This window comes from Nocardioides jishulii (genome assembly GCF_006007965.1).
Taxonomy (GTDB): domain Bacteria; phylum Actinomycetota; class Actinomycetes; order Propionibacteriales; family Nocardioidaceae; genus Nocardioides; species Nocardioides jishulii.
Map to the genome: position 1 here is coordinate 3,275,201 of NZ_CP040748.1, position 22,710 is coordinate 3,297,910.

Sequence of the window (22,710 nt, forward strand, 5' to 3'; positions counted from 1 at the left end):
TGGTCTCGCGGCAGGGGTGGGGCCGAGCCCACTGGTGTCTCCCGCGGCGTCACGCGCCACCTCCTCCCGCGACCGTGACCTCCTCCCCCACCCACACGACGCCGTCGACGACGCGGACGTCGTGGACCGGGAGCCGCACCGTCTCGTCGTCGAGGCAGACGCCGGAGCGGAGGTCGAAGGCCTGCTTGTGCATCGGTGAGGCCACGTAGGTCGCGTCGCCCCTGGAGCCGACGATCCCCCGCGACATCACCGAGGCACGTGAGCAAGGGTCGTAGTTGGAGGTTGCGAAGACGTTTCCGTCGAATGTCCGGAAGATGGCGATGGCCCGACCACCCACGAGGGCAGCAACGCCACCGTCGACGGGCACCTGGTCGACGCGGCAGACGCCGACCATCGTCGGGGTCAGTGGACCGGCCTCCGCCTGCGAGCCGTTCACCGGGCACCGCCCACGGGGGCGCCGACACCGATCGTGGCGGCGACCAGGACCGGTCCGCTCGACTCCGCCGGCACGATCTGGTCCCGTTGGGTGTCGAAGGAGATGTGCGGGTCGGGCACGTCGGGGGCGTTGACGAAGGAGGTGAAGCGGGCCAGCTTGGCCGGGTCGTCGAGCGTCGCCCTCCACTCGTCGAAGTACGTCCCCACGTGGCGCGCCATCGCCGCCTCCAGCTCGCTGCCCAGGCCCAGGGCGTCGTCGACGACGACCTCGCGCACCCGCTCCAGCCCGCCGTCGAGCGAGGCGACCCAGGTGGAGGTGCGCTGGAGGCGGTCGGCGGTACGGATGTAGTACATGAGGAAGCGGTCCAGGTAGCGGATGAGCGTCTCGTCGTCGAGGTCGCCGGCCAGCAGCTGCGCGTGCGCCGGGACCGCGCCGCCGTTGCCGCCGACGTACAGGTTCCAGCCCTTCTCGGTGGCGATGACGCCGAAGTCCTTGCCCCGCGCCTCCGCGCACTCACGGGCACAGCCGGAGACGCCGCCCTTGAACTTGTGGGGTGAGCGCAGGCCGCGGTAGCGCAGCTCCAGCGCGATCGCCATCGAGGTGGAGTCCTGCACCCCGAAGCGGCACCAGGTCGAGCCGACGCACGACTTCACCGTGCGCAGCGACTTGCCGTAGGCGTGGCCGGACTCGAAGCCGGCGTTGACCAGCCGCGTCCAGATCGCCGGCAGGTCCTCCATGCGGGCGCCGAAGAGGTCGATCCGCTGCCCGCCGGTGATCTTCGTGTAGAGCCCGAAGTCGCGAGCGACCTCACCGATCACGATCAGCCCCTCGGGGGTGATCTCGCCGCCGGGGATGCGCGGCACGACCGAGTAGGAGCCGTTCTTCTGGATGTTGGCCAGGTAGCGGTCGTTGGTGTCCTGCAGCGCGAAGGCGTCGTCGTCGAGCACGTGGTGGTTGAGCAGGCTGGCCAGGATCGAGGCGATCGCCGGCTTGCAGATCTCGCAACCGCGACCGCGCCCGTGGGCCGCGACGACGTCGTCGAAACGGGTGTGGCCATGCACGGCGACGAGGTCGAAGAGCTCGGCGCGGGTCATCGAGAAGTGCTCGCACAGGGATGTGTCGACGGCCTTGCCCACCGAGGTGAAGTGGTCCTCCACGATCTTCTTGACCAGCGGCTTGCAGGAGCCGCAGGTGCCGCCGGCCTTGGAGCAGGCGGTGACGCAGGCGGCGTCCGCGCACGGGTCGTCCTCGCGGGCCACGCGGTCCGTGATCTCGGCCTTGGTGACGTTGTTGCAGGAGCAGATCACCGCCTCGTCGGGCAGCCCCACCTCGACGCTGGTGCCGCTGCTGACGGGGAGGATCAGCTCCTCGGGGTTGGCGGGGAGCGGCAGGCCCGAGGCCGCCATCGGCCGCAGGATCCCGTACGCCGATGCGTCGCCGACGAGGATGCCGCCGAGCAGGCGGGTGCCGTCGTCGGAGATGACCAGCTTCTTGTAGACGCCGGTGACCGCGTCGGAGTAGGTGAGCTCGAGACTGTCGGGGGTGGTCGCGAAGGCGTCACCGAAGGAGGCGACGTCGACGCCCATCAGCTTGAGCTTGGTGGACATGTCGGCGCCCGTGAAGGTGCCGGGGCCGGCGAGCAGGGCGTCGGCGACGACCTCGGCCATCGCGTAGCCGGGGGCGACCAGGCCGTACATCTTCCCGGCAGGGGCGGCGCACTCCCCGATCGCGTAGACGTACGGGTCGCCAGTGCGGCACTGCTCGTCGACCAGGACGCCGCCGCGCTCGGCGACCTCCAGGCCGGCGGTGCGGGCCAGGGCGTCACGCGGGCGGATGCCGGCGGAGAAGACAACGACCTCGGCGGGCACGGGCTCGTCGCGGTCGGCCAGCATGAGTCCGGCGGCGCGTCCCTCGGCTTCGACGACCCCCTTGGTCATGGCGCCGGTGTGGATGGTCAGGCCGAGCTTCTCGATGTGGCGGCGCAGTACCGAGCCGCCCGCGTCGTCGACCTGCACGGCCATCAGTCGCGGAGCCATCTCGACGACGTGGGTCTCGAGGCCGAGCTGGGCCAGCGCGTTGGCCGCCTCCAGGCCGAGCAGGCCACCACCGATGACCGCTCCGACCTTGGCGGTGGCAGCGGCGTCGCGGATCGCCTCCAGGTCGTCGATGGTGCGGTAGACGAAGCAGCCGGGCAGGTCGTGGCCGGGCACCGGCGGCACGAACGGCGCGGCGCCCGTGGCCAGCACGCACGCGTCGTACGCGAGCACCTCGCCGTCGGCCAGCGTCACGGTCTTCGCCGCGGCGTCCAGGCCGGTGACCTCGGTGCCGGTGAGCAGGCGTACGCGCGGGTCGGCGTAGGAACCCTCCGGCAGCAGCGACAGGGCGTCAGCGCCGACCTCGAAGAAGGAGGTGAGCGCGACGCGGTCGTACGCCGGCAGTCGCTCCTCGCCGATCACGGTGATGTCGTGGGTCTCGGTGAGACCCCGCTCGATCGCGGCCTGGACGAATCGGTGGCCGACCATGCCGTGGCCGACGACCACGAGGTGCTTGCGCAGGTGCGTCATGGCTCTTCCTTCCCTTGATGAGAAGGACGCTATGAAGCCGTTGTTGTCGCTGAGGTGACCTTCTGTTTCGCTTCGCGCACATTCACCTCACAACCTCTCAACTGCGGTTGCAGCGACGAAGCGACGGATGGCAGCCGCGGTCTCGTGCGGCTGCTGGAGCATGGGCAGGTGCCCGGTAGCGAGCTCTTCGCACCAGTCGCCGCCGAGCTGCTGGGCGAAGCGCTGCTGCAGGGCGCGGGGCAGCTCGCGGTCCTGCGACGTCACCACGTAGCCCGTGCGACCTGTCCAACGGTGACCGGCAACCCTGTCGAGGTAGAGCTGGCGCGACTCCGGGGTGAACTCGGAGACGACCCGATCGAGCGGCTCCTCGTCGAGACCGTCGCCGAGCCCTCGGCGGAGGACCGACTCCGGAGGACGGGTGCCGCTGAGCCGGAGGAGCAGCGGGAGGACCCACCTGTTCGGGCGGGGCATGGCGGAGACGAACGAGCCGCCCGGGCGAGGGATCACGGCTGACAGGCCCAGCACGCCTCTCACTCGCTCCGGGACGAGACCCAGGATCTCGCTGGCCACGACACCGCCGATCGAGTGGGCCACCACGGTGAAGCTGCCGGGTCCGACGGCCGCGATTGCCGCCTCCGCGTGATCGCGCACGGATGCGGAGCCTGTCGCCGGCCGCGGGGCCACCGCGGAGGGCACGTCGAGGTCTGCGCGTACGTCGTCCCACACCCAGGCGCGGAGTCCGGCGCCGCTGATGAACAGGATCGACTCTGATGTTGTTGACATGCGCCGATCGTCCCGGCTCCCGATGTCACCGGTGTGTCACCATTTATTCGTGAATCGCACCGACCGGCTCTACGCCCTGCGTGAGGAGCTGCGGCGCGCTGGCCCGGCCGGACGCACAGCAGAACGTCTGGCAGCGACCTTCGAGGTGAGCGTCCGGACGGTCAAGCGAGACATCTCGGCCCTGCAGCAGGCCGGGTTCCCGGCCTGGGCGAGACCGGGCCCGGGCGGCGGCTACGTCGTGGATGCGGACGCGTCGCTGGGTCCGGTCAACTTCACCGAGTCCGAGGTCGCGGGTCTGGCGGCGGCCGTCGCGGCTCACCGTGGGCAGCCGTTCGAGGACCATCTGCGCGGCGTGCTGAACAAGGCTCTCGTGCAGATGGACGCAAGCTCACGCGCGCGGGCGTCCTCCCTCACCGACCGGATCTGGATCGACGGCAGCCCGGTGACGGGAGGCGGGAGGGTGAGGCGTTCCCTCGAGCGCGCCCTCAACGAGATGCGCATCGTCACCCTGGACTACGTCGACCGCAACGGCGTCGCGACCACGCGCCAGGTCGATCCGATCCTGCTGGCGTACGCCCGTGGGCACTGGCACTTCGTGGCCCACTGCAGACGGGCCGACGGGATCAGGTGGTTCCGGCTCGACCGCATCGTCGGGGCTCGGCTCACCACGGAGCGAGCCTCCTTCATCCCGGTGGACGCGGTCGGTCCGGCCCCGGCCTCTGCCGCGTCCCTGACCGATCGCTGACCCCCGGGGCGGCCACCTCCACCCGCTCCGGGGCACCTTTTGGGAATGATCGAACGACCGATCATTTCGAACGGGTCACCCCGACGGCACCGGCGCGATCTTCTGCTCCAGCAGCTGGCAGACCGCCTCCTTGCACCCACCGCAGCCGGTGGTCGCGCGCGTCGACTCGACCACCTGCTCCAGCGACGAGCAGGCGCGGATCTCGCCGGCGCTGACGCCGGCGCAGGAGCAGATCTCGGTGGAGTCGTGCAGCTGGGTGGGCGCGGTCGGGCGCGGCGGGAGCAGCAGCGCGCCGGGCTCGTCCGGCCCGAGGCGGGTGCCGCGGTCGTAGTGCTGGGTGATGAGCCCGACGTGGGAGAGGTCGCCGACGAGGGTGGCGGCCACGATCACGCCGTGTCGCACCACGAGCTTGCGGTAGGAGCCGGCGAGCGGGTTGGAGATCTCCACGACCTCCGTACGCTCATCGGCCACCGCCTCCTCCGGCTCACCGAGCACCGCCACATCGAGGTCGGTGGCGCGGAGCCGGGCGACGCTGCGCGAGCCGCGGTAGGCACGCGCCTCCCCCGCCAGGATCTCGGCGAGCAGCGCCGCCTGCTCCCAGGCGGGTGAGACGAAGCCGGTGGTGCGCGAGACGCCGTCGGCGTCGACGAACTCGGCGCAGTCGCCGATCGCGTGGATGGCCGGGTCGTCGACGGACGCGAGCCGGGAGTCGACGACGACCCCACGGCGTACCGTCAGGCAGGCGTCGCGGGCGAGCGCCATCGCGGGGCGACCGCCGGCGGTGAGGACGACGAGGTTGGTCGAGAGCGTGAAGCCGTTGTCGAGGACCAGACCCTCGTCGGTCAGCCTCACCGCGCGCGAGCCGGTGTAGACGCTGGTGCCGAGGCGGCGCAGGTCGCGCGCCAACGCCCTGCCTCCGGGGGCGGAGAGCTGGCGACTCATCAGGTGCTCGGAGCCCTCGACGATCTCGGTGGCGATGCCGCGCCCGGCCAGCGCACGCGCGACCTGCAGTCCGAGGAGACCACCGCCGACGACGACGGCCCGCTTCGCGTCGGGCAGCACGGCGAGCAGGTCGCGGCAGTCGGCCATCGTGCGGAAGGCGTGGACCTTCGGGTGCAGGTGGCCCTTGCGGTCGACGACGCCGCGGATGGGCGGCAGCTTGGGGATGAGGCCGGTGGCGAGCACGAGCTCGGTGTACGCGACCCGGCTCTCGACGCCGAGGTCGTCGACGGTCTCCACCTCACGGGCGTCGCGGTCGATGCCGACGACGCGTACGCCGAGCCGCAGGTCGACGCCGTGCTCGGCGAACCACGCGGGGTCGCGCAGGGTCAGCGCCCTGGCCGCGTGCGTGCCCTCGAGCACGGCCGAGAGCAGGATCCGGTTGTAGGGCGCGTGGTGCTCCTTGCCGAGCACGGTGACCTGCGGGCCGAGCCCGCGCGCGACCAGTCCCTCGACCAGGCGGGCAGCGGCCATGCCGGCCCCGACGACCACGATCCGCCGCTGCTCCGCGGAGGTCATCGGTGGCCTCCGACCTTGAGCGCGGCCGCGCAGACCTTGAACTCCGGCATCCGGCTCGTGGGGTCGAGGGCGTCGTTGACCAGGCGGTTGACGCCGGCCCAGTGGAAGGGCACGAAGACGGTGTCCTCGCGGATGGTGCTGACCACCTTCGCCGGTGCCCGCAGCTCACCGCGACGGGTGGAGAGGGTGACCAGCGATCCGTCCTCGATCCCGAGACGGGCGGCGACCAGCGGGTGCACCTCCACGAACGGACCGCTGTCGGGCAACTCCTTGATCCGCCGGGTCTGCGCACCGGACTGGTACTGCGCCAACACCCGGCCGGTCGTCAGGTGCAACGGATAGTCGGCGTCCGGCACCTCGGCCGGACCCCGGTGGTCGACGACGTGGCAGCGCGCGCGGCCGTCCGGGGTGGCGAAGCGCTCGGCGAAGAGGTACGGCGTCCCGGGGTGCGGCACCGCTCCCTCGGGCGTGGCGGGGCAGGGCCAGAAGACGCCGTGCTCGTCGCGGATCCGGTCGTACGTGATCCCGGAGTAGTCGGCCAGTCCCCCGGCGGAAGCGCGCCCCAGCTCGGCGAAGACCTTCTCGGGGTCGGTCGGGAAGTCGAGCCTCTGGCCGAGCCGCTGGCCCATCCGCTCGGCCAGCCCGGCGATGACGTCGAGGTCGCTGCGTACGCCCTCGGGCGGCGTGATCGCGCGCTGCCGCAGGATCACGCGACCCTCCAGGTTGGTCATGGTGCCGGTCTCCTCCGCCCACTGCGTGACGGGGAGGACGACGTCGGCCATCGCGGCGGTCTCGCTGAGCACCATGTCGGCGACGACCAGCAGGTCGAGCGAGGCGAGCCGCTCGGTGACGTGGGCGGCGCGCGGCGCGGAGACCACGATGTTGGAGCCGAAGACCAACAGGGCGCGCGGCCCGTCGGGCTGGCCGAGCGCCTCCAGCAGCTCGTAGGCCGAGCGCCCCTTGCCGGGGATCGAGTCGGGCTCCACGCCCCACACGTGCGCGACGTGGGCGCGGGCCGCCGGGTCCTCGATCGAGCGGTAGCCGGGCAGCTGGTCGGCCTTCTGGCCGTGCTCGCGCCCACCCTGGCCGTTGCCCTGGCCGGTGAGGCAGCCCCAGCCGGCGCCGGGACGACCCGGGAGTCCGAGCGCGAGCGCCACGTTGATCCAGGCCAGCACGGTGTCGGTGCCCTGCGCGTGCTGCTCGGCGCCGCGGGCGGTCAGGATCATCGCCCTCGGGTGGGCGGCGAGGAGGTCGGCGAGTGCCCGGACGTCGGCCGCCGGGACCCCGGTGACCCGCTCGACCTGCTCGGGCCACCACGCGGTGACCGAGCGGCGTACGTCGCCGAAGCCGGTGGTGCGCGCCGCGACGTAGGCCTCGTCGACCGCGTCGGTGGCGATGAGGTGGTGCAGCACTCCGAGCGCCAGCGCGAGGTCGGTGCCGGGCACGGGCTGGAGCGCGAGGTCGGCGCGCTCGACCGTGGGCGTACGCCGTGGGTCGACGACGACGAGCTTCCCGCCCGCCGCGCGCAGCCGGTCAAGGTGACGGGCCGCGGGGGGCATGGTCTCGGCCATGTTGGAACCGACGAGCACGACGACGTCGGCGGTCTCGATGTCCTTCAACGGGAAGGGGAGGCCGCGGTCGAGCCCGAAGGCCTTGTTGCCTGCGGCCGCGGCCGACGACATGCACCAGCGACCGTTGTAGTCGATCTGGCTGGTCCGCAGGACGGTCCGGGCAAACTTGCCGAGCGCGTACGCCTTCTCGTTGGTCAGCCCGCCGCCGCCGAAGACGCCGACGGTGTCGCGCCCGGACTCGGCCTGCAGCTCGGTGAGGTGCCGCGCGACCAGGTCGAGCGCCTCGTCCCAGCTGACCGCCCGGAACTCGCCCGTCGCCCGGTCGCGGACCAGGGGCGAGGTGAGCCGCTCGCGGTGGCCCCGCAGGCCGGTGGCGGTGCGGCCCTTGCGGCACAGCGCCCCCTCGTTGACACCGAACTCGCTCCACTCGACGACGTTGAGCGTGCGTCCGACGCGCTCCAGTCGCATGCCGCACTGCAGGGAGCAGTAGGGGCAGTGGGTGGTGGTCCCGGTCGGCGAGGGGGCAGCGGCAGCAAGAGACACGCTCAGACTCCTGCGGGGGCGAGGCTCGGGAAGCGCGCGACCAGCACGCTGCGACGGAGATAGACCGCCCAGGTCACGAAGCCGCAGACGACGTAGAAGCCGGCGAAGACGGCGAAGGCGCTGCGCACGGCGGCGACCGGGTCCTCGACCCACGGGGCGCCGAAGATCATCGGGATCAGGAAGCCGCCGATGGCGCCGACCGCTCCGATGATGCCGATCGCCGCGGAGGCCGACTTGGTCGACTGCGCGATCGCGGCCGTACGCCCGGCCTCGCTGCCGCCGCAGGACTCCAGCGCCTTGGTGCGCCAGATCGTCGGGATCATCCGGTAGGTGGAGCCGTTGCCGATGCCGGTGGCGGCGAAGACGAAGAGGAAGAAGGCGAGGAACGCGGGAAACCAGGCTCTGTTGTCCAGCGCGATCGCCGGGTCGGCGCTCGGGTTGGGAGTGAGCTGGGTCAGCGTCCACAGCACGCCCAGGGTGCCGACCACCATCGCGCCGAAGACGTGGACGGTGACGCGGGCACCGCCGTACTTGTCGGCGAGCCAACCGCCGAAGGGGCGGGTGAGCGAGCCGACCAGGGCGCCCAGGAAGGCGTAGTAGGCGAAGTTGATGCCGGTGCCGAGCGGGGCCGGAGTGGGCACGAAGAAGTTGAGCTTGATCAGCAGCGGCATGGCCGCGGAGTAGCCGATGAAGGAGCCGAAGGTGCCGATGTAGAGGACGGCCATGATCCAGGTGTGGCGCTCCTTGAGCACGGACAGTTGCTCGCGGGGCTTCGCCTCGGCGGTCGAGAGGTTGTCCATGTAGCGGAAGGCGAGGCCGGCCGCGACGAGCGAGAGGACGACGTAGACCCAGCCGGCGCGCTCGAGGTGGAGCCCCCCGTCGCTGGCCTTGACCAGGCCGAAGGCGCCCGCGCCACCGACGACGACCGGAAGGCCGAACTGGATGAGCGCCACGCCGAGGTTGCCGCCGGCGGCGTTGAGGCCGAGGGCGGCGCCCTTCTTGGCGGCCGGGTAGAAGAAGTTGATGTTGGCCATGGAGGAGGCGAAGTTGCCGCCGCCGAATCCGGCGGTGGCAGCGATCAGGCAGAAGACCCAGTAGGGCGTGGCCGGGTTCTGCACCGCGACGATGAAGAGGCCCGACGGGATGAGGAGCAGCAGCGCGGAGACGATCGTCCAGTTGCGCCCACCGAAGACTGGCACGGCCAGGGTGTAGGGCACCCGCAGCAGCGAGCCGACCAGGTTGGGCAGCGCGACCAGCATGAAGAGTTCCTGCGGCGTGAAGGTGAAGCCCGACGCCAGCAGGAACGCCGAGGAGACCGACCAGATCAACCAGACCGAGAAGCCGAGGTGCTCGGCGAAGATGGAGACCCACAGGTTGCGGCGGGCCACCTTCTGTCCACCTTCGGCCCAGAACGTCTCGTCCTCGGGCCTCCAGTCGTCGATCCAGCGCCCCGTGCGGCGCTGCGTGGTGGCAGTGCTCATGGTCTCTCCTCCGTCAGTGGTGTGCGCACCACGCTCGTCGGGGGAGGTTTCGTGCGTTCTGCATGCGCTGCGACGCAACTGTGAACTTGTCCTCACAACCTCACGGGAGTGCTCACCGCAGCTCGTCGGGAAGGTCAGGTGAGTCCCCGGGGCGCTCGCAGAAGGGCAGCTTCCAGGGGTGGCAGCCCAGGTGACTGCGGGTCAGGGGCGTCTCGATCTCGAGCACGAGCCAGACCTCGTCCCCGGCCAGGCCGTCAGGACGACTGCCGCTGATCACTTCGCGGGCCTCGCCCGGACGCGCCGCGAGAACTCCGCGGCACCCCCCGAAGGAGTCGGCCGAACGGTCGAAGGAGGTGGGGAAGACGGAACCCGGCCCTTCGTACGTGCGCACGCTGGAGGTGTAGGCCGGCCGTCCTTCACCCACGATCCGAGGTGAGGTGCACCCGTCTGCAGCGCCCGGCCGGGGCTCCGCCGACCGCATCACGTCGACCGTGCGGAGCCAGCACTGCTGCTCGTAGGACTGCACGATCCACCCGGCGTCGACCGAGTCGAGGGTGCAGCGCACCTCTTGCCACGTCGCCACCGTCGTGCCCTCGGACAGCCTCGACACGATGCGAGCGCGCTCGTCGGCTGCGACCTCGCGGGCGGCGGGCAGCTGCCGCTCGACCTCGGCGGCCGCGCTCCGCTCGTCCCACGAGAGCTGGGCCTCGCCGTGGAGCCCGTGGACGACGTAGGCGCCGAGCGGGAGCAGCACCAGGACGGCGACGAGGACGACGAGGGCCCTGAGGTACTTGTTCACCGGGCCACTCTCGGCGACGACGTGGGCCCGGCACAGGCGTACGACTACTCATCTGCCCGCCTGTCCGGACCGTTCGCCGCACGAAGGAGTCCGCTCGCGGGACCCCGGCTACCGACCCACTGTGACGCGCAATACCTTTGGGGTGACCACCATCACAAGCCACGCGTGAAGGATGCCCCATGGCCGACGAGACCCTGTCCAACCTGCTGCACGAGAACCGCCGTTTCGAGCCGCCGGCCGAGCTCGCCGCCCACGCGAACGTGAAGGCGGAGGCGTACGAGCGCGCGGCGAGCGACCGGGAGGCCTTCTGGGCCGAGGCCGCCGACCGCCTCGACTGGGGCAAGAAGTGGGACCAGGTGCTCGACTGGAGCAACCCGCCCTTCGCGAAGTGGTTCGTCGGCGGCGAGATCAACGCCTCGGTCAACTGCGTCGACCGCCACGTCGAGGCCGGTCGCGGCGACAAGGTCGCGCTGCACTGGGTCGGCGAGCCCGCCGATGACACGCGTGACATCACCTATGCCGAGCTCAAGGACGAGGTGTCGAAGGCGGCCAACGCGCTCACCGAGCTCGGCGTGAAGAAGGGCGACCGGGTCGCCATCTACATGCCGATGATCCCCGAGACCGTCGTGACCATGCTGGCGTGCGCCCGTCTGGGCGCCCCGCACACGGTGGTCTTCGGCGGCTTCTCCTCCGACGCCCTCGCCTCGCGCATCACCGACTGCGGCGCGGAGGTCGTGGTCACCTCCGACGGCGGCTACCGCCGTGGCGCCCCGTCGGCGCTGAAGCCGGCGGTCGACGAGGCGGTCGAGAAGGTCCGGGCCGCGGGCGAGGTGACCGTACGCAACGTGCTGGTGGTGCGGCGTACGGGGCAGGACGTCGCGTGGAACGAGGGCACCGACGTGTGGTGGCACGACGTCGTCGACGGCGCCTCGACCGAGCACACGCCCGAGATGCACGACGCCGAGCACCCGCTCTACGTCATGTACACCTCCGGCACGACGGGCAAGCCGAAGGGCATCCTGCACACCACCGGTGGCTACCTGGTCGGCACGTCGTACACGCACTGGTCAGTCTTCGACCTCAAGCCGGAGACCGACGTCTACTGGTGCACCGCCGACGTCGGCTGGGTCACCGGCCACTCCTACATGGTCTACGGACCGCTCGCCAACGGCGCGACGCAGGTGATGTACGAGGGCACCCCCGACGCGCCGCACAAGGGCCGCTGGTGGGAGATCATCGAGAAGTACGGCGTGACGATCTTCTACACCGCGCCGACCGCGATCCGGACCTTCATGAAGCAGGGCGCCGACATCCCGGCGAAGTTCGACCTCTCCTCGATCCGCCTGCTCGGCTCGGTCGGTGAGTCGATCAACCCCGAGGCCTACATGTGGTACCGGGAGCACATTGGTGCCAACAAGGCTCCCATCGTCGACACCTGGTGGCAGACCGAGACGGGTCAGATCCTGCTCTCACCGCTGCCCGGCGTGACCGCCGGCAAGCCCGGATCGGCGATGCGTCCGCTGCCCGGCATCGTCGCCGACGTGGTCGACGACGATGCCCACTCGGTGCCCGACGGGTCCGGCGGCTACCTCGTGCTCAAGGAGCCGTGGCCGGCGATGCTGCGCACCATCTGGGGCGACGACCAGCGCTTCATCGACACCTACTGGTCGCGCTGGAAGGGGCTCTACTTCGCCGGTGACGGCGCGAAGAAGGACGACGACGGCGACATCTGGCTGCTCGGTCGCGTCGACGACGTGATGAACGTGTCGGGCCACCGGCTCTCGACCACCGAGATCGAGTCGGCGCTGGTCTCGCACCCCAAGGTCGCCGAGGCCGCGGTGGTCGGCGCCGCCGACGACATGACCGGCCAGGCCGTCTGCGCCTTCGTGATCCTGCGCGACAACGCCGGCGACGGCGGAGCCGACATCGTCTCCGAGCTGCGCAACCACGTCGCCAAGGAGATCGGAGCGATCGCCAAGCCGCGCCAGATCATGGTGGTGCCCGAGCTGCCGAAGACCCGCTCCGGCAAGATCATGCGCCGCCTCCTCAAGGACGTGGCCGAGGGCCGCGACGTCGGTGACGTGACCACGCTGGCCGACTCGTCGGTGATGGACCTGATCAAGGCCCGCGAGGAGGCGACGGCCAAGAGCTGAGTCGCCCGAGCCCGTACGCACGACGGCCGCGTCCCGAGAGGGGCGCGGCCGTCGTGCGTGGTGCGGGCGTACGTGGTGTGCCCCCTCAGGCGTCCCCGCCGTCCGTCCCGAGCGCCTCCCGCAGCCGCGGCAGCAGCTCCGCCTCGGCCACCTCGAGGAACTCCTCCTGTCGCTGGTCGCCGACCTGCAGCAGTGCCAGGTCCGTGAACCCGGCATCGGCGTACGCCTTCACGTTCTCGACGATGCGCTCGAGGTCGGGACCACAAGCGATCGCCTCGGCGACGTCCTCGGGCCGCACCGTGGTGGTGGCCTGCGCGAAGGCCACCGGTCCCGGCAGCTCGGCGTTGACGCGCCACCCGTGCGGCGACCAACGGAACTGGTCGTGGGCCAGCGCAAGGGCCTCTGCCTCGTCGGGGCCCCAGCAGATCGGCAGCTGACCGATCTTGCGGCCCGTGGAGCCACCGCGCGCCGCGTCCCAGGCCTCGACCAGCGTGGCCTCGGGGGCGACCGCCACCATGTCGTCGACGAGTGGTGCGAAGCGGTCGATGCCCCGCTCCCCGGAGACCGCGGCGGCGATGCGCACCCGCTCGTCCGGCAGGTCCCACAACCGTGCGTTGTGCACCTGGAAGTGCTCCCCCTGGAAGTCCAGGATCGCGCCGTCCAGCAGCTCGGAGATGATGGCGATGGCCTCCACGAGCATGTCCTGCCGCACCTCGACGGCGGGCCACGCACCGACGACGTGCTCGTTGAGGTTCTCCCCCGACCCGAGCCCCAACGTGAAGCGCCCCTCGCTCAGGACGCCCATGGTCGCGGCCTTCTGCGCCACCACCGCGGGGTGGTAGCGCCGCGTCGGGCAGGTCACGTACGTCATGAGCTCCACGCGCTCGGTGACCTGGGCGACCGCACCGAGGACGCTCCAGGCGTACGGGGAGTGCCCCTGGCTCGCCAGCCACGGGAAGTAGTGGTCACTGCTCACCTCGAAGTCGAACCCGGCCGCCTCCGCGCCCTGGGCATAGCGGACGAGCTCACGAGGGCCCGACTGTTCGGTCATCAACGTGTATCCCAGCTTCATGCCGAGACCCGTACCCCACGCTCACCTCGGTCATGCCTGCGTCATCGGGAGGCTCGTACGCACCGGGTGCGGCCCTGCATCGTTCGGGAACGAGCGGGTACCAGTGCTCCGATGGCACTGGAGGGGGCCAGGACGTGGCGTCCCTCCGACGTGACCTGACGTTCCTCCACGAAAGGACGCACCATGTCTGTTCGACCAGAAAGGATCCCGACCCGGTCGGGAGTGACCTCCACCCAGATGCAGCTGTGTGCCCTCGTCTTCGGCGTGGTGTTCCTGCTGGTGGGTGTCGCGGGGTTCATCCCGGGCATCACGACCGACTACGACACGATGAAGTTCGCCGGGCACGACTCCAAGGCGATGCTGCTCGGGATCTTCCAGGTCTCCGTGCTCCACAACGTGATCCACCTGCTCTACGGCGTCGCCGGCCTCGCCCTGGCCCGCTCGTGGAACTCAGCACGCATCTACCTGGTCGTGGGCGGGCTCGGCTACGCCGTGGTCTGGCTCTACGGCGTGGTCGTCGACCGCGAGCACGAGGCCAACTTCGTCCCGCTCAACAGCGCCGACGACTGGCTGCACCTGGTGCTCGCCATCGCGATGGTCGGCCTGGGCCTGCTGCTCAGCAAGGAGCGTCGCGGCATCGGGAGCGACGCGCCGATGTGAGAGGTGTCCATGCCCCAGCAGGGCTGAGCACGGACCGCGGTGGCGGTGGCGCTCAGCCCTGGAGCAGGTGCTCGTTCCGGGTCCTGATCAGTCGCTCCAGGTAGCGAGCGAGGACAAGGCGCTCGGCGACTGACCCCAGGGGGCCGAAGGGGGCGTCGAAGTCGATGGTGTCGACCATGCGGGTCCGTCCGTCGACCGCGTCGAACCGGTGCTCGTGACGGAAACGCTTGAAAGGTCCTCGGACCTGCTCGTCGACGAAGCGTCGTCCAGGCTCGAGCACGGTGATACGCGACGTCATCGACCACCAGATGCCGAGGTGCCTCGCTCGCCACGACACCTCCTCGCCCAGGGTGATGAGTCCGCTCGTCACCCCGCCGACGGCGCGCTCGTCCGAGTCAGCCATCGACGAGAGGTGGAGGTCGATGTCCAGCGAACGCTCCATCAGCTGCTCGGGGCTGAGGTCCGACCAGGTCTCGATCTCCAGGTGCACGGTCACCCGGCCATGCTCCCAGAGCCAGCCCCCCAGGGGGACGGCCTTCGTCCGGACGCCGCGCCGCGCGATGGCTGGGGTGCCCGCCCGCCCGTAGGCTCGTCCCGACCCGTCATCCGATGGCTCACCGCCGACTCCCCGGCCCAGGAGGCCCCGTGTCCCGCACCGGCACCAAGATCCGGACGATCCTGCCCAGCCCGGCCCGCTCGGCGGTCGGAGCCACCATCGTGGGTGGCGTGCTGACCGGGCTGGCGGCGGCGCCCGAACGGGTGGGCCACCTCTTCCGTCGTCGCTTCCCGACCGTGGCGGTCACCGGCATGACCGGCGTCGGCAAGACCCAGCTCGCGGACCGCCTCGCGCGGCGTACGTCCGGGGCCGGCGTCTCGGAGGTCGGCTCGGCGGTGATGGAGCGGCGTACGCGGCGCTCCGCCCGGCTGCGTGGCTTCCGCTTCCTGGTCGTGCCCGGCGACAACGCCGCCACCCGGCTCGGTGCGTTGGACGAGGTCTTCCACGACGAGCCCGTCGACGGGGTGATCCACGTGGTGGCCAACGGCTACGCCACCCCGCGGCGTACGGCCGGGACCACCGGCGCGGCGACCGCGACCCGCGAGGAGCAGCTGGCCGCCGAGCTCGAGGACTGGGCCATCACCGCGCACCGGATCGCCTCGATGGCAGTGCGTCGCGACAAGCCGGTCTGGCTGGTCATCGCCGTGACCAAGGCCGACCTCTTCGCCGACGACATCGACGAGGTCGTGCGGTACTACTCACCCGGCAGCGGCAGCCCGTTCGCCAACAAGATCGACGAACTCCGAGCGTTGGCCGGCGGCGCCAAGCTCTCCGTGGACGTGCTGCCGGTCTCCAGCCAGGGCGAGCGCAACTCACCCATCTCGGCGAAGCAGGCCAGCGCCATGGTCGACGCGCTGGCGGAGCGGCTGGGTCAGCTCAGCGGTCACGTCTGAGGCTCACCGATCCGCGCCAGCACCTCCGCGCGCAGACGGCGTACGCGCGCGTGCAGCTCCGCGGCGATGCGGGCGTGCTCGGTCTCGTCCTCGTCCGTCCACTGCGCGCGTGCACTCTGCCGGGCCGCCTCGTAGATGGCGTCCTCGTAGTCGGAGACCAACCGCAGGGGCGTGCCCGGCTCCCCAGCCGACACGAACGGCTCCGGCTCCCAGCGGGCGACGCGCTCGCTTCGCTGCTGCTCGAGCCAGCGCGAGACGCCCACGAAGGCGGCCTTGCGCCCAGACGCCCTGCCGACCACCCAGCCGATGACCAGAATTCCAGGCGCACCGAAGACGAAGAAGACAAAGGCGGGACTGTCCATCACGCCGCCGACTCTAGGGAGTCGACGGCGTGACGGCAGGACCTTTGGTCATCTGTGAGCGGCCCCAGCCCGCAACGAGAGTCAGGGCTTGAAGACCACCTTCACCATGCCCTCCTCCTTCTTCTGGAAGTGCTGGTAGGCCTGCGGCGCCTCGTCCAGCGGGAGGTGGTGGGTGGCGAAGGCGTCGACGCCGAACGGGTCGTCCTCGACGAGCATGGCGAGCAGCTCGTCGGTGTGGGCGCGCACGTTGGCCTGGCCCATCCGCAGCTGCACCTGCTTGTCGAACATCTGGAACATCGGCATCGGGTCGACCGCACCGCCGTAGACACCCGAGAGCGAGACGGTGCCGCCGCGGCGTACGGCCTCGAGCGCCGTGTGCAGCGCCGCGAGCCGGTCGATGCCGGCCTTCTTCATCATCGGCTCGGCGATCGCGTCGGGCAGGAGCCCCACGAACTTCTGGAGGCCTTGGGCCACCGGCGAGCCGTGGGCCTCCATGCCGACGGCGTCGATCACCGAGTCGGCGCCGCGGCCGTCGGTCATCTCGCGGACCACCGCCGCCACTCCGCCGTCGCTCTTCACGTCGTCGAAGTTGATCGTCTCCGCACCGAAGGCCTGCACGCGGGCCAGACGCTCGGGGACACGGTCGACGCTGATCACGCGGTGCCCGGCGCGTACGCCCATGCGGGCCGCCATGTCACCGATCGGGCCGGCGCCGAGCACGAGCAGGGTGCCGCCGTCGGGGACGTCGGCGTACTTCAGGCCCTGCCAGGCGGTCGGGAGCACGTCGGAGAGGAAGAGGAACCGGTCGTCGGAGTGCTCGTGCGGCACCTTGACCGGAAGGAAGTTGCCGAACGGGACGCGCAGGTACTCCGCCTGACCGCCGGGGACCTGCCCGTAGAGCTTGGAGTAGCCGAAGAGGCTGGAGCCGGTGCCGTGCTCCCGGTTCTGAGTCGTCTCGCACTGGCTGTAGAGCTGCTTGTCGCACATCCAGCACGAACCGCACGAGACGTTGAACGGGATGACCACCCGGTCGCCGACCGCCACCTTGGTGACGTCGGCCCCGACCTCCTCGACGATGCCCATCGGTTCGTGCCCGACGACGTCACCGGGCTCCATGAACGCGCCGAGCGTCTCGTAGAGGTGCAGGTCAGAGCCACACAGACCGGTCGAGGTGACGCGGATGACGATGTCCGTCGGCTCCTCGATGCGGGGGTCGGGAACCTCGGTGACCTGCATGTCGTGAACGCCCTGCCAAGTCACTGCCTTCATTGCGCAAACCACCTTCAGGTCGGGGGAAGGGCTCCGGTGTGTGTGAGCCCTGGCTCTGGCCCCTACCCCGCTCTGGGTGGTCGTACACGGCATCACGCCGATGCGACGCCCGTCGCCGTCTCCGCCGGGTCGCACGGCACGAAGTCGACCTTCTCCCGTACCCCACAGTCGGGGCAGCACCAGCGCTCGGGGATCTCGGCCCACGCCGTCCCGGCGGCGAACCCCTCGTGCTCGTCGCCCGCAGCGACCTCGTAGGTGTAGTCGCAGCCCGGGCACCTGGCGGCCAGCACCTCAGGCACGGCCCCCGGGAGCGCCTCGACGCGTGGCCGCGGCACGGACGGGGCTGGGGCGTCGTCCCCGGCGTACCGAGCCAGGATCTTCTCCCGCTTGCGCGGCGACAGGTTGGCCCGGGTCAGGTCACCGTCGAAGTGAGACAGCACCCGCGGGTCCATGACGCGCCGCCACACCGCCGGCACGATGGCCAGGACGATCATGCCGGCATATCCGGTGGGCAGCACCGGAGACTCCTTGTAGTCGCGCAGCGCCTGGTAGCGCCGCGTCGGGTTCGCGTGGTGGTCGCTGTGGCGTTGCAGGTGGTAGAGCAGCACGTTGGTGGCGATGTTGTTGGAGTTCCAGCTGTGGCTGGGATCCACGCGCTCGTAGCGCTGGCGCTCCCCGACGCCGACCTTCTGCCGGAGCATCCCGTAGTGCTCCATGTAGTTGACCACCTCGAGCAGCGAGATGCCGACCAGCGCCTGGAGCACCAGGTAGGGCAGCAGGCCGACCCCCAGCCAGGCCACCAGCCCGGCCCAGAGCCCCGCGGTCATCAGCCAGGCGTTGAGCACGTCGTTGCCCAGGCGGAAGGGGTGCTGCTTGCGGCGGGCGTACCGCCGCTTCTCCAGGCGCCAGGCCGACCTCACCGAGCCGAGGACGGTACGTGGCCAGAACTGGTAGAAGCTCTCGCCCATGCGGCTGCTGGCCGGGTCCTCCGGCGTCGCCACCCGCACGTGGTGGCCGCGGTTGTGCTCGATGTAGAAGTGGCCGTAGGCGACCTGCGCCAACGCGATCTTGGAGAGCCACCGCTCGTGCGACTCCTTCTTGTGACCCAGCTCGTGCGCGGTGTTGATGCCGATGCCACCGATGCACCCGATCGAGATCGCCAGCCCGATCCGGTCGACCGGCCCGAGCTCGGGCGCCCACCCGAGGGGGTCTCCGCGCATCAGCAGATACATCGCGAGCACGAAGGCCGTGTACTGGATGGGCAGGTAGAGGTAGGTGATCCACCGGTAGTACCGGTCGTTCTCCAGCGCCTCGATCACGTCGTCCGGCGGGTTGGAGCGGTCGAGCCCGGCGACCAGGTCGATGGCCGGGACGATGACCAGGATGACGATCGGACCCAGCCACAACCAGGCGCCCCACCCGGTCGCTCCGTAGCCGGCGTAGCCGACGAAGGCCAGGGACGGCACCACCAGCCCGATCAGCCAGAGGTACCGCTTGCGGTCGCGCCACTGCGCGGTGGACTCAGGGGTGACGGTGCTGCCGCTGGCCATGGCGACTCCTCAGCGCGCGGGGTGTAAACGGGGTTTACACCTCACGGTAGAGAAGACGCGAACGCGTGACAAGCGTCACAGCAGCCTCGGTCCGCTTCACTCCTCCGGCATCAGGATCCACAGCACCGGATAGATCAACAGCTGGCTGCCCGGCACCACCATCAGCAGCAGCACGAAGAGCAGCCGAGCCGTCCACGGGCCGAGGCCGAAGCGCTGGCCGAGACCGGCGCAGACACCGGCGATCACCTTGCGGTCACGAGGGCGGTAGAGCCCTCGCTGGCCGAAGCTTGCGCGGATGTTCGACATGGTTCCTCCTGGTGGGTTGTTCCACCAGCCTCCCTCGCAGCCGCGCGCCAGACCATCGGGATCGTCCCTGACTCGACCCGGGGATCGACTCAGAAGAGGCCCAGCATGAACACCGAGGCGCCCACTCCCACGAGGAAGCCCACCAGCCCGGTGACCGGACGCTTCAGCCACAGGGTCAGCGCCAGGGCGGCGACGGGCACCCCGATGACGTACAGGCCGAGGATGGTGACGGTGGTGCCGGAGCCGCCGAGGACGCCGAAGGTGGTGCCGGAGCCATAACCAGGCGCCGTGAGGAGCAGCACGATGAAGCCCGGCAGCATGACCCATCCCGCGACGAGTGTGCCGACGGCGACGACCAACGTACGAATGGCTCCGCGCAACCGCGAGCTCCCCCCGTTCGTCATGTCGACGACCCTAGGGCCACCGCGCTCCCCCGTCACGCTTCTGGTCGAGCCCACGACGCGACCGCGCTACCCTCGCCCCCATGCTGATCTCGCTCGGTGACCACGCCCCCGCCATCGACGACACCGCCTGGGTCGCCCCCACCGCCACGCTGATCGGCCGCGTACGCCTGGCCGAGGGCGCCTCGGTCTTCTACGGCGCCGTGCTGCGCGCCGACAACGAGCCGATCACCATCGGCAAGGGAGCCAACGTGCAGGACAACTGCGTCTTCCACGTCGACCCGGGCAAGCCCGTGACACTCGGGGAGGGCGTCTCGGTGGGCCACGGCGCGGTCGTGCACGGTGCCACCATCGGCAACCACGTCCTGGTCGGCATGAGCGCCACCGTGATGAACGGCGCCGTGATCGGCGACGAGGTGCTCATCGCCGCCGGCGCGCTGGTCACCGAGGGCATGGAGGTGCCCCCGCGTACGTTGGTCGCGGGCGTCCCCGCGAAGGTCCGCCGCGAGCTGACCGACGACGAGGTCGCCAAGCTGCACCGCAACGCCGCCGTCTACGAGACGCACCGCGAGACCCACCGCGGCGCCACGGTCATCGGCTGACAGGGCGAGCACCGCGGGTCTACGGTGAACCCATGGTCAGGACTCCGGGCGAGAGGTACAGCCAGCTCCCGACCGCTCCGGCTCTCGACGACACCGTCACGAGTGTCGAGAGCGGCCACTCGCCCGAGCCCGACGACGTACGCAACGTCGCCCAGCACGAGGCGCTGCACGACGACTGACGGCGCTTGCTGACGGCGCTGAGGTGAAAACTCGCGCACAGGTGTGAAGGTTCGGTGCACGAACCGCCTTGGACTGCCGTCCGGACCTACGGTCGAGGCGACCGGAGGAGAAGCCGATGACACCTGTCCCGCCGCCCGACCGACTGCTGCCCCACTCACCCGCCCCACCTCGCCGGTGGCGCACTGGCGCGGTCGTCGCCGTCACCCTCGTGGCCGGCCTCGTCCTCAGCTCAGCCACCCTGTGGGCTGGTGCCATCGGAGCGCGAGCCCTGGTTCACGAAGTCATGGTGGGTGGGAGCAATGTCAAAGGTGACCCCCGTGTCTGGTTTGAGGAACGCCGGGACGAGTTCGACGAGGCAGCGGTGTGGGCGCAGACCCACTGCTGCCTCGACGCCTACTACGGGGACGCTCTGCCGGACTCCCTCGACCACCTCACCGCGAACGGCCTCGTCGCGAAGGAGGACGACCCGACGGGAGAGCCCGAGGCGTTCTTCTTCGTGCAGTGGTTCGGCATCCCGGACGACGCCGGCGGCTACTGGTGGTCACCCCGCGCCTCCCCGTCGGGCCAGGACATGTTCGGCATGGCCTGCCTCAAGCCCGTCGACCTCGGCGGCGGGTGGTGGATGTGCGGCATGTGAGGCGGCGTCACCACTGCGGTCAGAAGCGTCGGCGGCACCGGGCAGACTGCTGCCGTGACCGACGACGACCTCCTCGCCCTGCTCGACGCCACCCTGGGCGAGACCCTCACCCCGGCAGGCTTCTCGGCCGCCCAGGGCGGGTGGGACGGCGTCACGTTCTTCGCCCCGCAGCGCGCCTTCGGCGAGCAGTTCCCCTGGCTGCCACAGGCCAGCCCTGAGGAGTGGCAGCGCGGCCACTCCACCGACCTCACCATCGACTTCGACCAGACCACGGGACTCATCGCCCGCATCGACCTCGAGGGCCGGTCCCTGCCCTCCACGGTGTACGCGGTCGGCGCGGGCGCACTCTCTGCCGAGCTCAAGACGGCGTACGCGCGTCCCCTCGCCGAGTGCCTGCCGGTGGTGGCGGAGGCGTTGGAGACGATCTTCCGCGAGCCCGACCCGGCCCCCGCGGAGCCGGAGCCTGCCGAGGAGCCGTACGACGGCGGCCCGGTCGACGACTACGCGTAGAGCTCGAGCCAGTCGCCGTCGTTCACGACCGACTCAGGCGTCTTCACGTTCGGGCTGTGCTCCATGAGCATGACGGCGACGTCGTCACCGAGCTCGTGGGCCGAGGAGTGATCACGCACGCACTCCAGCAGGCGCGTCAACGCGAGCTCGAGCGAGGGATCGGTCAGCACGTCCGCGTGACGACCGAGGTCGAAGAACTCCCCGCGGCGGTCACGCGCCTCGGTGACGCCGTCGGTGTAGAGCAGCAGGCGGTCGCCGGGCTCCCAGGTGAACTCGTGGGTGGCGAAGAAGAGCCCCAGCCCCAGGGGGAGGTCGGCGTCGCGCTCCACGAACTCCGACGAGCCGTCGGCCCGCACCAGCAGGGGCGCCGGGTGACCGGCGTTGACCATGCGGACCCGGCCGGCTTCGGTGGTGTCGAGCAGGAGGGCGGTGACGAACTCCTCGTCGCTGAAGAACGGCTGCAGGTAGCGGCTCATCTCCACCGCCACCGTCTCCAGCTCCTGCTCGATGGCAGCCGCCTGGCGGAAGGCACGGATGACGCGCGCTGACTGCTCGACCGCCTCGATCCCCTTGCCACGGACGTCGCCGATCAGGAAGCGGATGTGGGTGCTCGAGTGGTAGCAGTCGTAGAGGTCGCCGCCGATCACGGTGTCCGTGGTGCCGGACTCGTAACGGACCGCCACCCCCGTGCGACCGACGGTCGACGGAACGACCGGAAGGACCGCGTACTGCGCGACCTCTGCGAGCACCTTGAGCGCGCCCAGACGTGCGGCCGACCGACGGCGCACCCAGGCGATGCTCACCGCCACGGCGCTCATCAGCGCGACGTCGACGACGCGCACCACGTGCTGGGCGTCCCAGGCGTTGTCGTTCCACCTGTCGGAGACGAGCGCGAGAAGCGTGGCGGTGAGGGCCAGGTAGGTGGTGTGGCGGGTGCGCAGTGCGATGCTCCCGATCACGGGCGCGAGCGCGAAGAGCGGCGAGAGGGCCACCTCGAAGACGAGGTCGGCCGCCAGGAGCAGTCCCATCAGGGCCACGGCGACGCGCCCCAGCACCACTCTCTGTTCAGGAGTCATCTCCGCCGTCCTTCCGCGCGGAGCGAAGCCGCTAGCGAGAAAG

Annotated in this window: 23 protein-coding genes; 8 read left to right on the top strand and 15 right to left on the bottom strand. The window is 70.6% G+C overall.

Annotated elements, in window-relative coordinates; translation table 11 throughout:
• Nucleotides 1-49: 49 nt before the first annotated feature.
• The 3 genes from nirD to FCL41_RS15635 all read right to left on the bottom strand — a co-directional run bounded on the left by nirD (nt 50) and on the right by FCL41_RS15635 (nt 3,783).
• Complete coding sequence (gene nirD / locus FCL41_RS15625) at nt 50-436, bottom strand: nitrite reductase small subunit NirD (protein WP_338088646.1); 387 nt, start codon at nt 434-436, stop codon at nt 50-52.
• Nucleotides 433-3,000: a nitrite reductase large subunit NirB gene (gene nirB / locus FCL41_RS15630; protein ID WP_137064765.1), complete on the bottom strand. Its 2,568-nt coding sequence runs from the start codon at nt 2,998-3,000 to the stop codon at nt 433-435. The genes nirD and nirB overlap by 4 nt, the downstream gene beginning before the upstream one ends.
• Before the next feature lie 87 nt (nt 3,001-3,087).
• Nucleotides 3,088-3,783 (bottom strand): alpha/beta fold hydrolase, encoded by a 696-nt coding sequence (locus tag FCL41_RS15635; protein WP_137064764.1) that lies wholly within the window; start codon nt 3,781-3,783, stop codon nt 3,088-3,090.
• Nucleotides 3,784-3,832: 49 nt separating this feature from the next.
• Between FCL41_RS15635 and FCL41_RS15640 the strand changes: the two genes are divergently transcribed.
• Nucleotides 3,833-4,528, top strand: a complete 696-nt coding sequence (locus FCL41_RS15640; RefSeq protein ID WP_137064763.1) for a helix-turn-helix transcriptional regulator — start codon at nt 3,833-3,835, stop codon at nt 4,526-4,528.
• A 75-nt stretch (nt 4,529-4,603) separates the two neighbouring features.
• Here the strand turns inward: FCL41_RS15640 and FCL41_RS15645 are convergent, their stop codons facing one another.
• The 4 genes from FCL41_RS15645 to FCL41_RS15660 all read right to left on the bottom strand — a co-directional run bounded on the left by FCL41_RS15645 (nt 4,604) and on the right by FCL41_RS15660 (nt 10,440).
• Complete coding sequence (locus FCL41_RS15645; RefSeq protein ID WP_137064762.1) at nt 4,604-6,046, bottom strand: FAD-dependent oxidoreductase; 1,443 nt, start codon at nt 6,044-6,046, stop codon at nt 4,604-4,606.
• Nucleotides 6,043-8,160, bottom strand: coding sequence for a molybdopterin oxidoreductase family protein (locus FCL41_RS15650; RefSeq protein ID WP_170970171.1), 2,118 nt, complete (start codon nt 8,158-8,160; stop codon nt 6,043-6,045). The genes FCL41_RS15645 and FCL41_RS15650 overlap by 4 nt, the downstream gene beginning before the upstream one ends.
• A gap of 2 nt (nt 8,161-8,162) precedes the next feature.
• Nucleotides 8,163-9,641 carry an MFS transporter gene (locus FCL41_RS15655; protein WP_137064761.1) on the bottom strand — a complete coding sequence of 493 codons (1,479 nt, stop codon included), beginning with the start codon at nt 9,639-9,641 and terminating at the stop codon, nt 8,163-8,165.
• Nucleotides 9,642-9,753: 112 nt separating this feature from the next.
• Complete coding sequence (locus FCL41_RS15660; RefSeq protein ID WP_137064760.1) at nt 9,754-10,440, bottom strand: hypothetical protein; 687 nt, start codon at nt 10,438-10,440, stop codon at nt 9,754-9,756.
• 179 nt (nt 10,441-10,619) lie between these two features.
• Here FCL41_RS15660 and acs point away from each other — a divergent pair, with 179 nt between their 5' ends.
• The gene (gene acs / locus FCL41_RS15665) at nt 10,620-12,593 is read left to right on the top strand and encodes an acetate--CoA ligase (protein WP_137064759.1); all 1,974 of its coding nucleotides are present in this window, start codon (nt 10,620-10,622) and stop codon (nt 12,591-12,593) included.
• Nucleotides 12,594-12,678: 85 nt separating this feature from the next.
• Here acs and FCL41_RS15670 read toward each other — a convergent pair whose 3' ends face one another.
• Nucleotides 12,679-13,665, bottom strand: a complete 987-nt coding sequence (locus tag FCL41_RS15670) for a TIGR03557 family F420-dependent LLM class oxidoreductase (protein WP_137064758.1) — start codon at nt 13,663-13,665, stop codon at nt 12,679-12,681.
• A 183-nt stretch (nt 13,666-13,848) separates the two neighbouring features.
• Between FCL41_RS15670 and FCL41_RS15675 the strand changes: the two genes are divergently transcribed.
• The gene (locus FCL41_RS15675) at nt 13,849-14,325 is read left to right on the top strand and encodes a DUF4383 domain-containing protein (RefSeq protein ID WP_137064757.1); all 477 of its coding nucleotides are present in this window, start codon (nt 13,849-13,851) and stop codon (nt 14,323-14,325) included.
• Nucleotides 14,326-14,377: 52 nt separating this feature from the next.
• Here FCL41_RS15675 and FCL41_RS15680 read toward each other — a convergent pair whose 3' ends face one another.
• Nucleotides 14,378-14,821, bottom strand: a complete 444-nt coding sequence (locus FCL41_RS15680) for an SRPBCC family protein (protein ID WP_239021680.1) — start codon at nt 14,819-14,821, stop codon at nt 14,378-14,380.
• Nucleotides 14,822-14,970: 149 nt separating this feature from the next.
• On the opposite strand from FCL41_RS15680, the gene FCL41_RS15685 reads away from it, so the two are divergent.
• Nucleotides 14,971-15,774, top strand: a complete 804-nt coding sequence (locus tag FCL41_RS15685; RefSeq protein WP_137064756.1) for a DEAD/DEAH box helicase family protein — start codon at nt 14,971-14,973, stop codon at nt 15,772-15,774.
• Here FCL41_RS15685 and FCL41_RS15690 read toward each other — a convergent pair.
• The 5 genes from FCL41_RS15690 to FCL41_RS15710 all read right to left on the bottom strand — a co-directional run bounded on the left by FCL41_RS15690 (nt 15,765) and on the right by FCL41_RS15710 (nt 19,665).
• Entirely contained in the window at nt 15,765-16,139 is a 375-nt protein-coding gene (locus tag FCL41_RS15690) for a hypothetical protein (RefSeq protein WP_137064755.1), read from the bottom strand. The genes FCL41_RS15685 and FCL41_RS15690 overlap by 10 nt on opposite strands.
• Nucleotides 16,140-16,217: 78 nt before the next feature.
• Nucleotides 16,218-17,405, bottom strand: a complete 1,188-nt coding sequence (locus FCL41_RS15695; RefSeq protein ID WP_137064754.1) for a zinc-dependent alcohol dehydrogenase — start codon at nt 17,403-17,405, stop codon at nt 16,218-16,220.
• Nucleotides 17,406-17,497: 92 nt separating this feature from the next.
• Entirely contained in the window at nt 17,498-18,955 is a 1,458-nt protein-coding gene (locus FCL41_RS17670) for a fatty acid desaturase (protein WP_137064753.1), read from the bottom strand.
• 96 nt (nt 18,956-19,051) lie between these two features.
• Nucleotides 19,052-19,261 carry a PspC domain-containing protein gene (locus tag FCL41_RS15705; protein WP_137064752.1) on the bottom strand — a complete coding sequence of 70 codons (210 nt, stop codon included), beginning with the start codon at nt 19,259-19,261 and terminating at the stop codon, nt 19,052-19,054.
• Between the two features lie 89 nt (nt 19,262-19,350).
• Nucleotides 19,351-19,665, bottom strand: coding sequence for a hypothetical protein (locus FCL41_RS15710; RefSeq protein ID WP_137064751.1), 315 nt, complete (start codon nt 19,663-19,665; stop codon nt 19,351-19,353).
• Nucleotides 19,666-19,745: 80 nt separating this feature from the next.
• Here FCL41_RS15710 and FCL41_RS15715 point away from each other — a divergent pair, with 80 nt between their 5' ends.
• The 4 genes from FCL41_RS15715 to FCL41_RS15725 all read left to right on the top strand — a co-directional run bounded on the left by FCL41_RS15715 (nt 19,746) and on the right by FCL41_RS15725 (nt 21,591).
• Nucleotides 19,746-20,264: a gamma carbonic anhydrase family protein gene (locus FCL41_RS15715; protein WP_137064750.1), complete on the top strand. Its 519-nt coding sequence runs from the start codon at nt 19,746-19,748 to the stop codon at nt 20,262-20,264.
• A 32-nt stretch (nt 20,265-20,296) separates the two neighbouring features.
• A complete protein-coding gene (locus FCL41_RS17175; protein ID WP_170970170.1) occupies nt 20,297-20,443 on the top strand; it encodes a hypothetical protein in 147 nt (48 codons plus the stop codon).
• Between the two features lie 362 nt (nt 20,444-20,805).
• The gene (locus FCL41_RS15720) at nt 20,806-21,081 is read left to right on the top strand and encodes a hypothetical protein (RefSeq protein WP_137064749.1); all 276 of its coding nucleotides are present in this window, start codon (nt 20,806-20,808) and stop codon (nt 21,079-21,081) included.
• Nucleotides 21,082-21,135: 54 nt separating this feature from the next.
• The gene (locus tag FCL41_RS15725; RefSeq protein ID WP_137064748.1) at nt 21,136-21,591 is read left to right on the top strand and encodes a hypothetical protein; all 456 of its coding nucleotides are present in this window, start codon (nt 21,136-21,138) and stop codon (nt 21,589-21,591) included.
• On the opposite strand, the gene FCL41_RS15730 is transcribed toward FCL41_RS15725, so the two are convergent.
• Nucleotides 21,582-22,667 (bottom strand): PP2C family protein-serine/threonine phosphatase, encoded by a 1,086-nt coding sequence (locus FCL41_RS15730; RefSeq protein ID WP_137064747.1) that lies wholly within the window; start codon nt 22,665-22,667, stop codon nt 21,582-21,584. The genes FCL41_RS15725 and FCL41_RS15730 overlap by 10 nt on opposite strands.
• Nucleotides 22,668-22,710 lie beyond the last annotated feature (43 nt).

Coding starts and splice junctions, on each gene's coding strand:
- FCL41_RS15675 (WP_137064757.1), top strand. CDS start 13,849: ATGTCTGTTCGACCAGAAAGGATCCCGACCCGGTCGGGAGTGACCTCC.
- FCL41_RS15715 (WP_137064750.1), top strand. CDS start 19,746: ATGCTGATCTCGCTCGGTGACCACGCCCCCGCCATCGACGACACCGCC.
- FCL41_RS15705 (WP_137064752.1), bottom strand. CDS start 19,261: ATGTCGAACATCCGCGCAAGCTTCGGCCAGCGAGGGCTCTACCGCCCT.
- FCL41_RS15670 (WP_137064758.1), bottom strand. CDS start 13,665: ATGAAGCTGGGATACACGTTGATGACCGAACAGTCGGGCCCTCGTGAG.
- nirB (WP_137064765.1), bottom strand. CDS start 3,000: ATGACGCACCTGCGCAAGCACCTCGTGGTCGTCGGCCACGGCATGGTC.
- FCL41_RS15635 (WP_137064764.1), bottom strand. CDS start 3,783: ATGTCAACAACATCAGAGTCGATCCTGTTCATCAGCGGCGCCGGACTC.
- FCL41_RS15730 (WP_137064747.1), bottom strand. CDS start 22,667: ATGACTCCTGAACAGAGAGTGGTGCTGGGGCGCGTCGCCGTGGCCCTG.
- FCL41_RS17175 (WP_170970170.1), top strand. CDS start 20,297: ATGGTCAGGACTCCGGGCGAGAGGTACAGCCAGCTCCCGACCGCTCCG.
- FCL41_RS15695 (WP_137064754.1), bottom strand. CDS start 17,405: ATGAAGGCAGTGACTTGGCAGGGCGTTCACGACATGCAGGTCACCGAG.
- FCL41_RS15645 (WP_137064762.1), bottom strand. CDS start 6,046: ATGACCTCCGCGGAGCAGCGGCGGATCGTGGTCGTCGGGGCCGGCATG.
- acs (WP_137064759.1), top strand. CDS start 10,620: ATGGCCGACGAGACCCTGTCCAACCTGCTGCACGAGAACCGCCGTTTC.
- FCL41_RS15710 (WP_137064751.1), bottom strand. CDS start 19,665: ATGACGAACGGGGGGAGCTCGCGGTTGCGCGGAGCCATTCGTACGTTG.
- FCL41_RS17670 (WP_137064753.1), bottom strand. CDS start 18,955: ATGGCCAGCGGCAGCACCGTCACCCCTGAGTCCACCGCGCAGTGGCGC.
- FCL41_RS15655 (WP_137064761.1), bottom strand. CDS start 9,641: ATGAGCACTGCCACCACGCAGCGCCGCACGGGGCGCTGGATCGACGAC.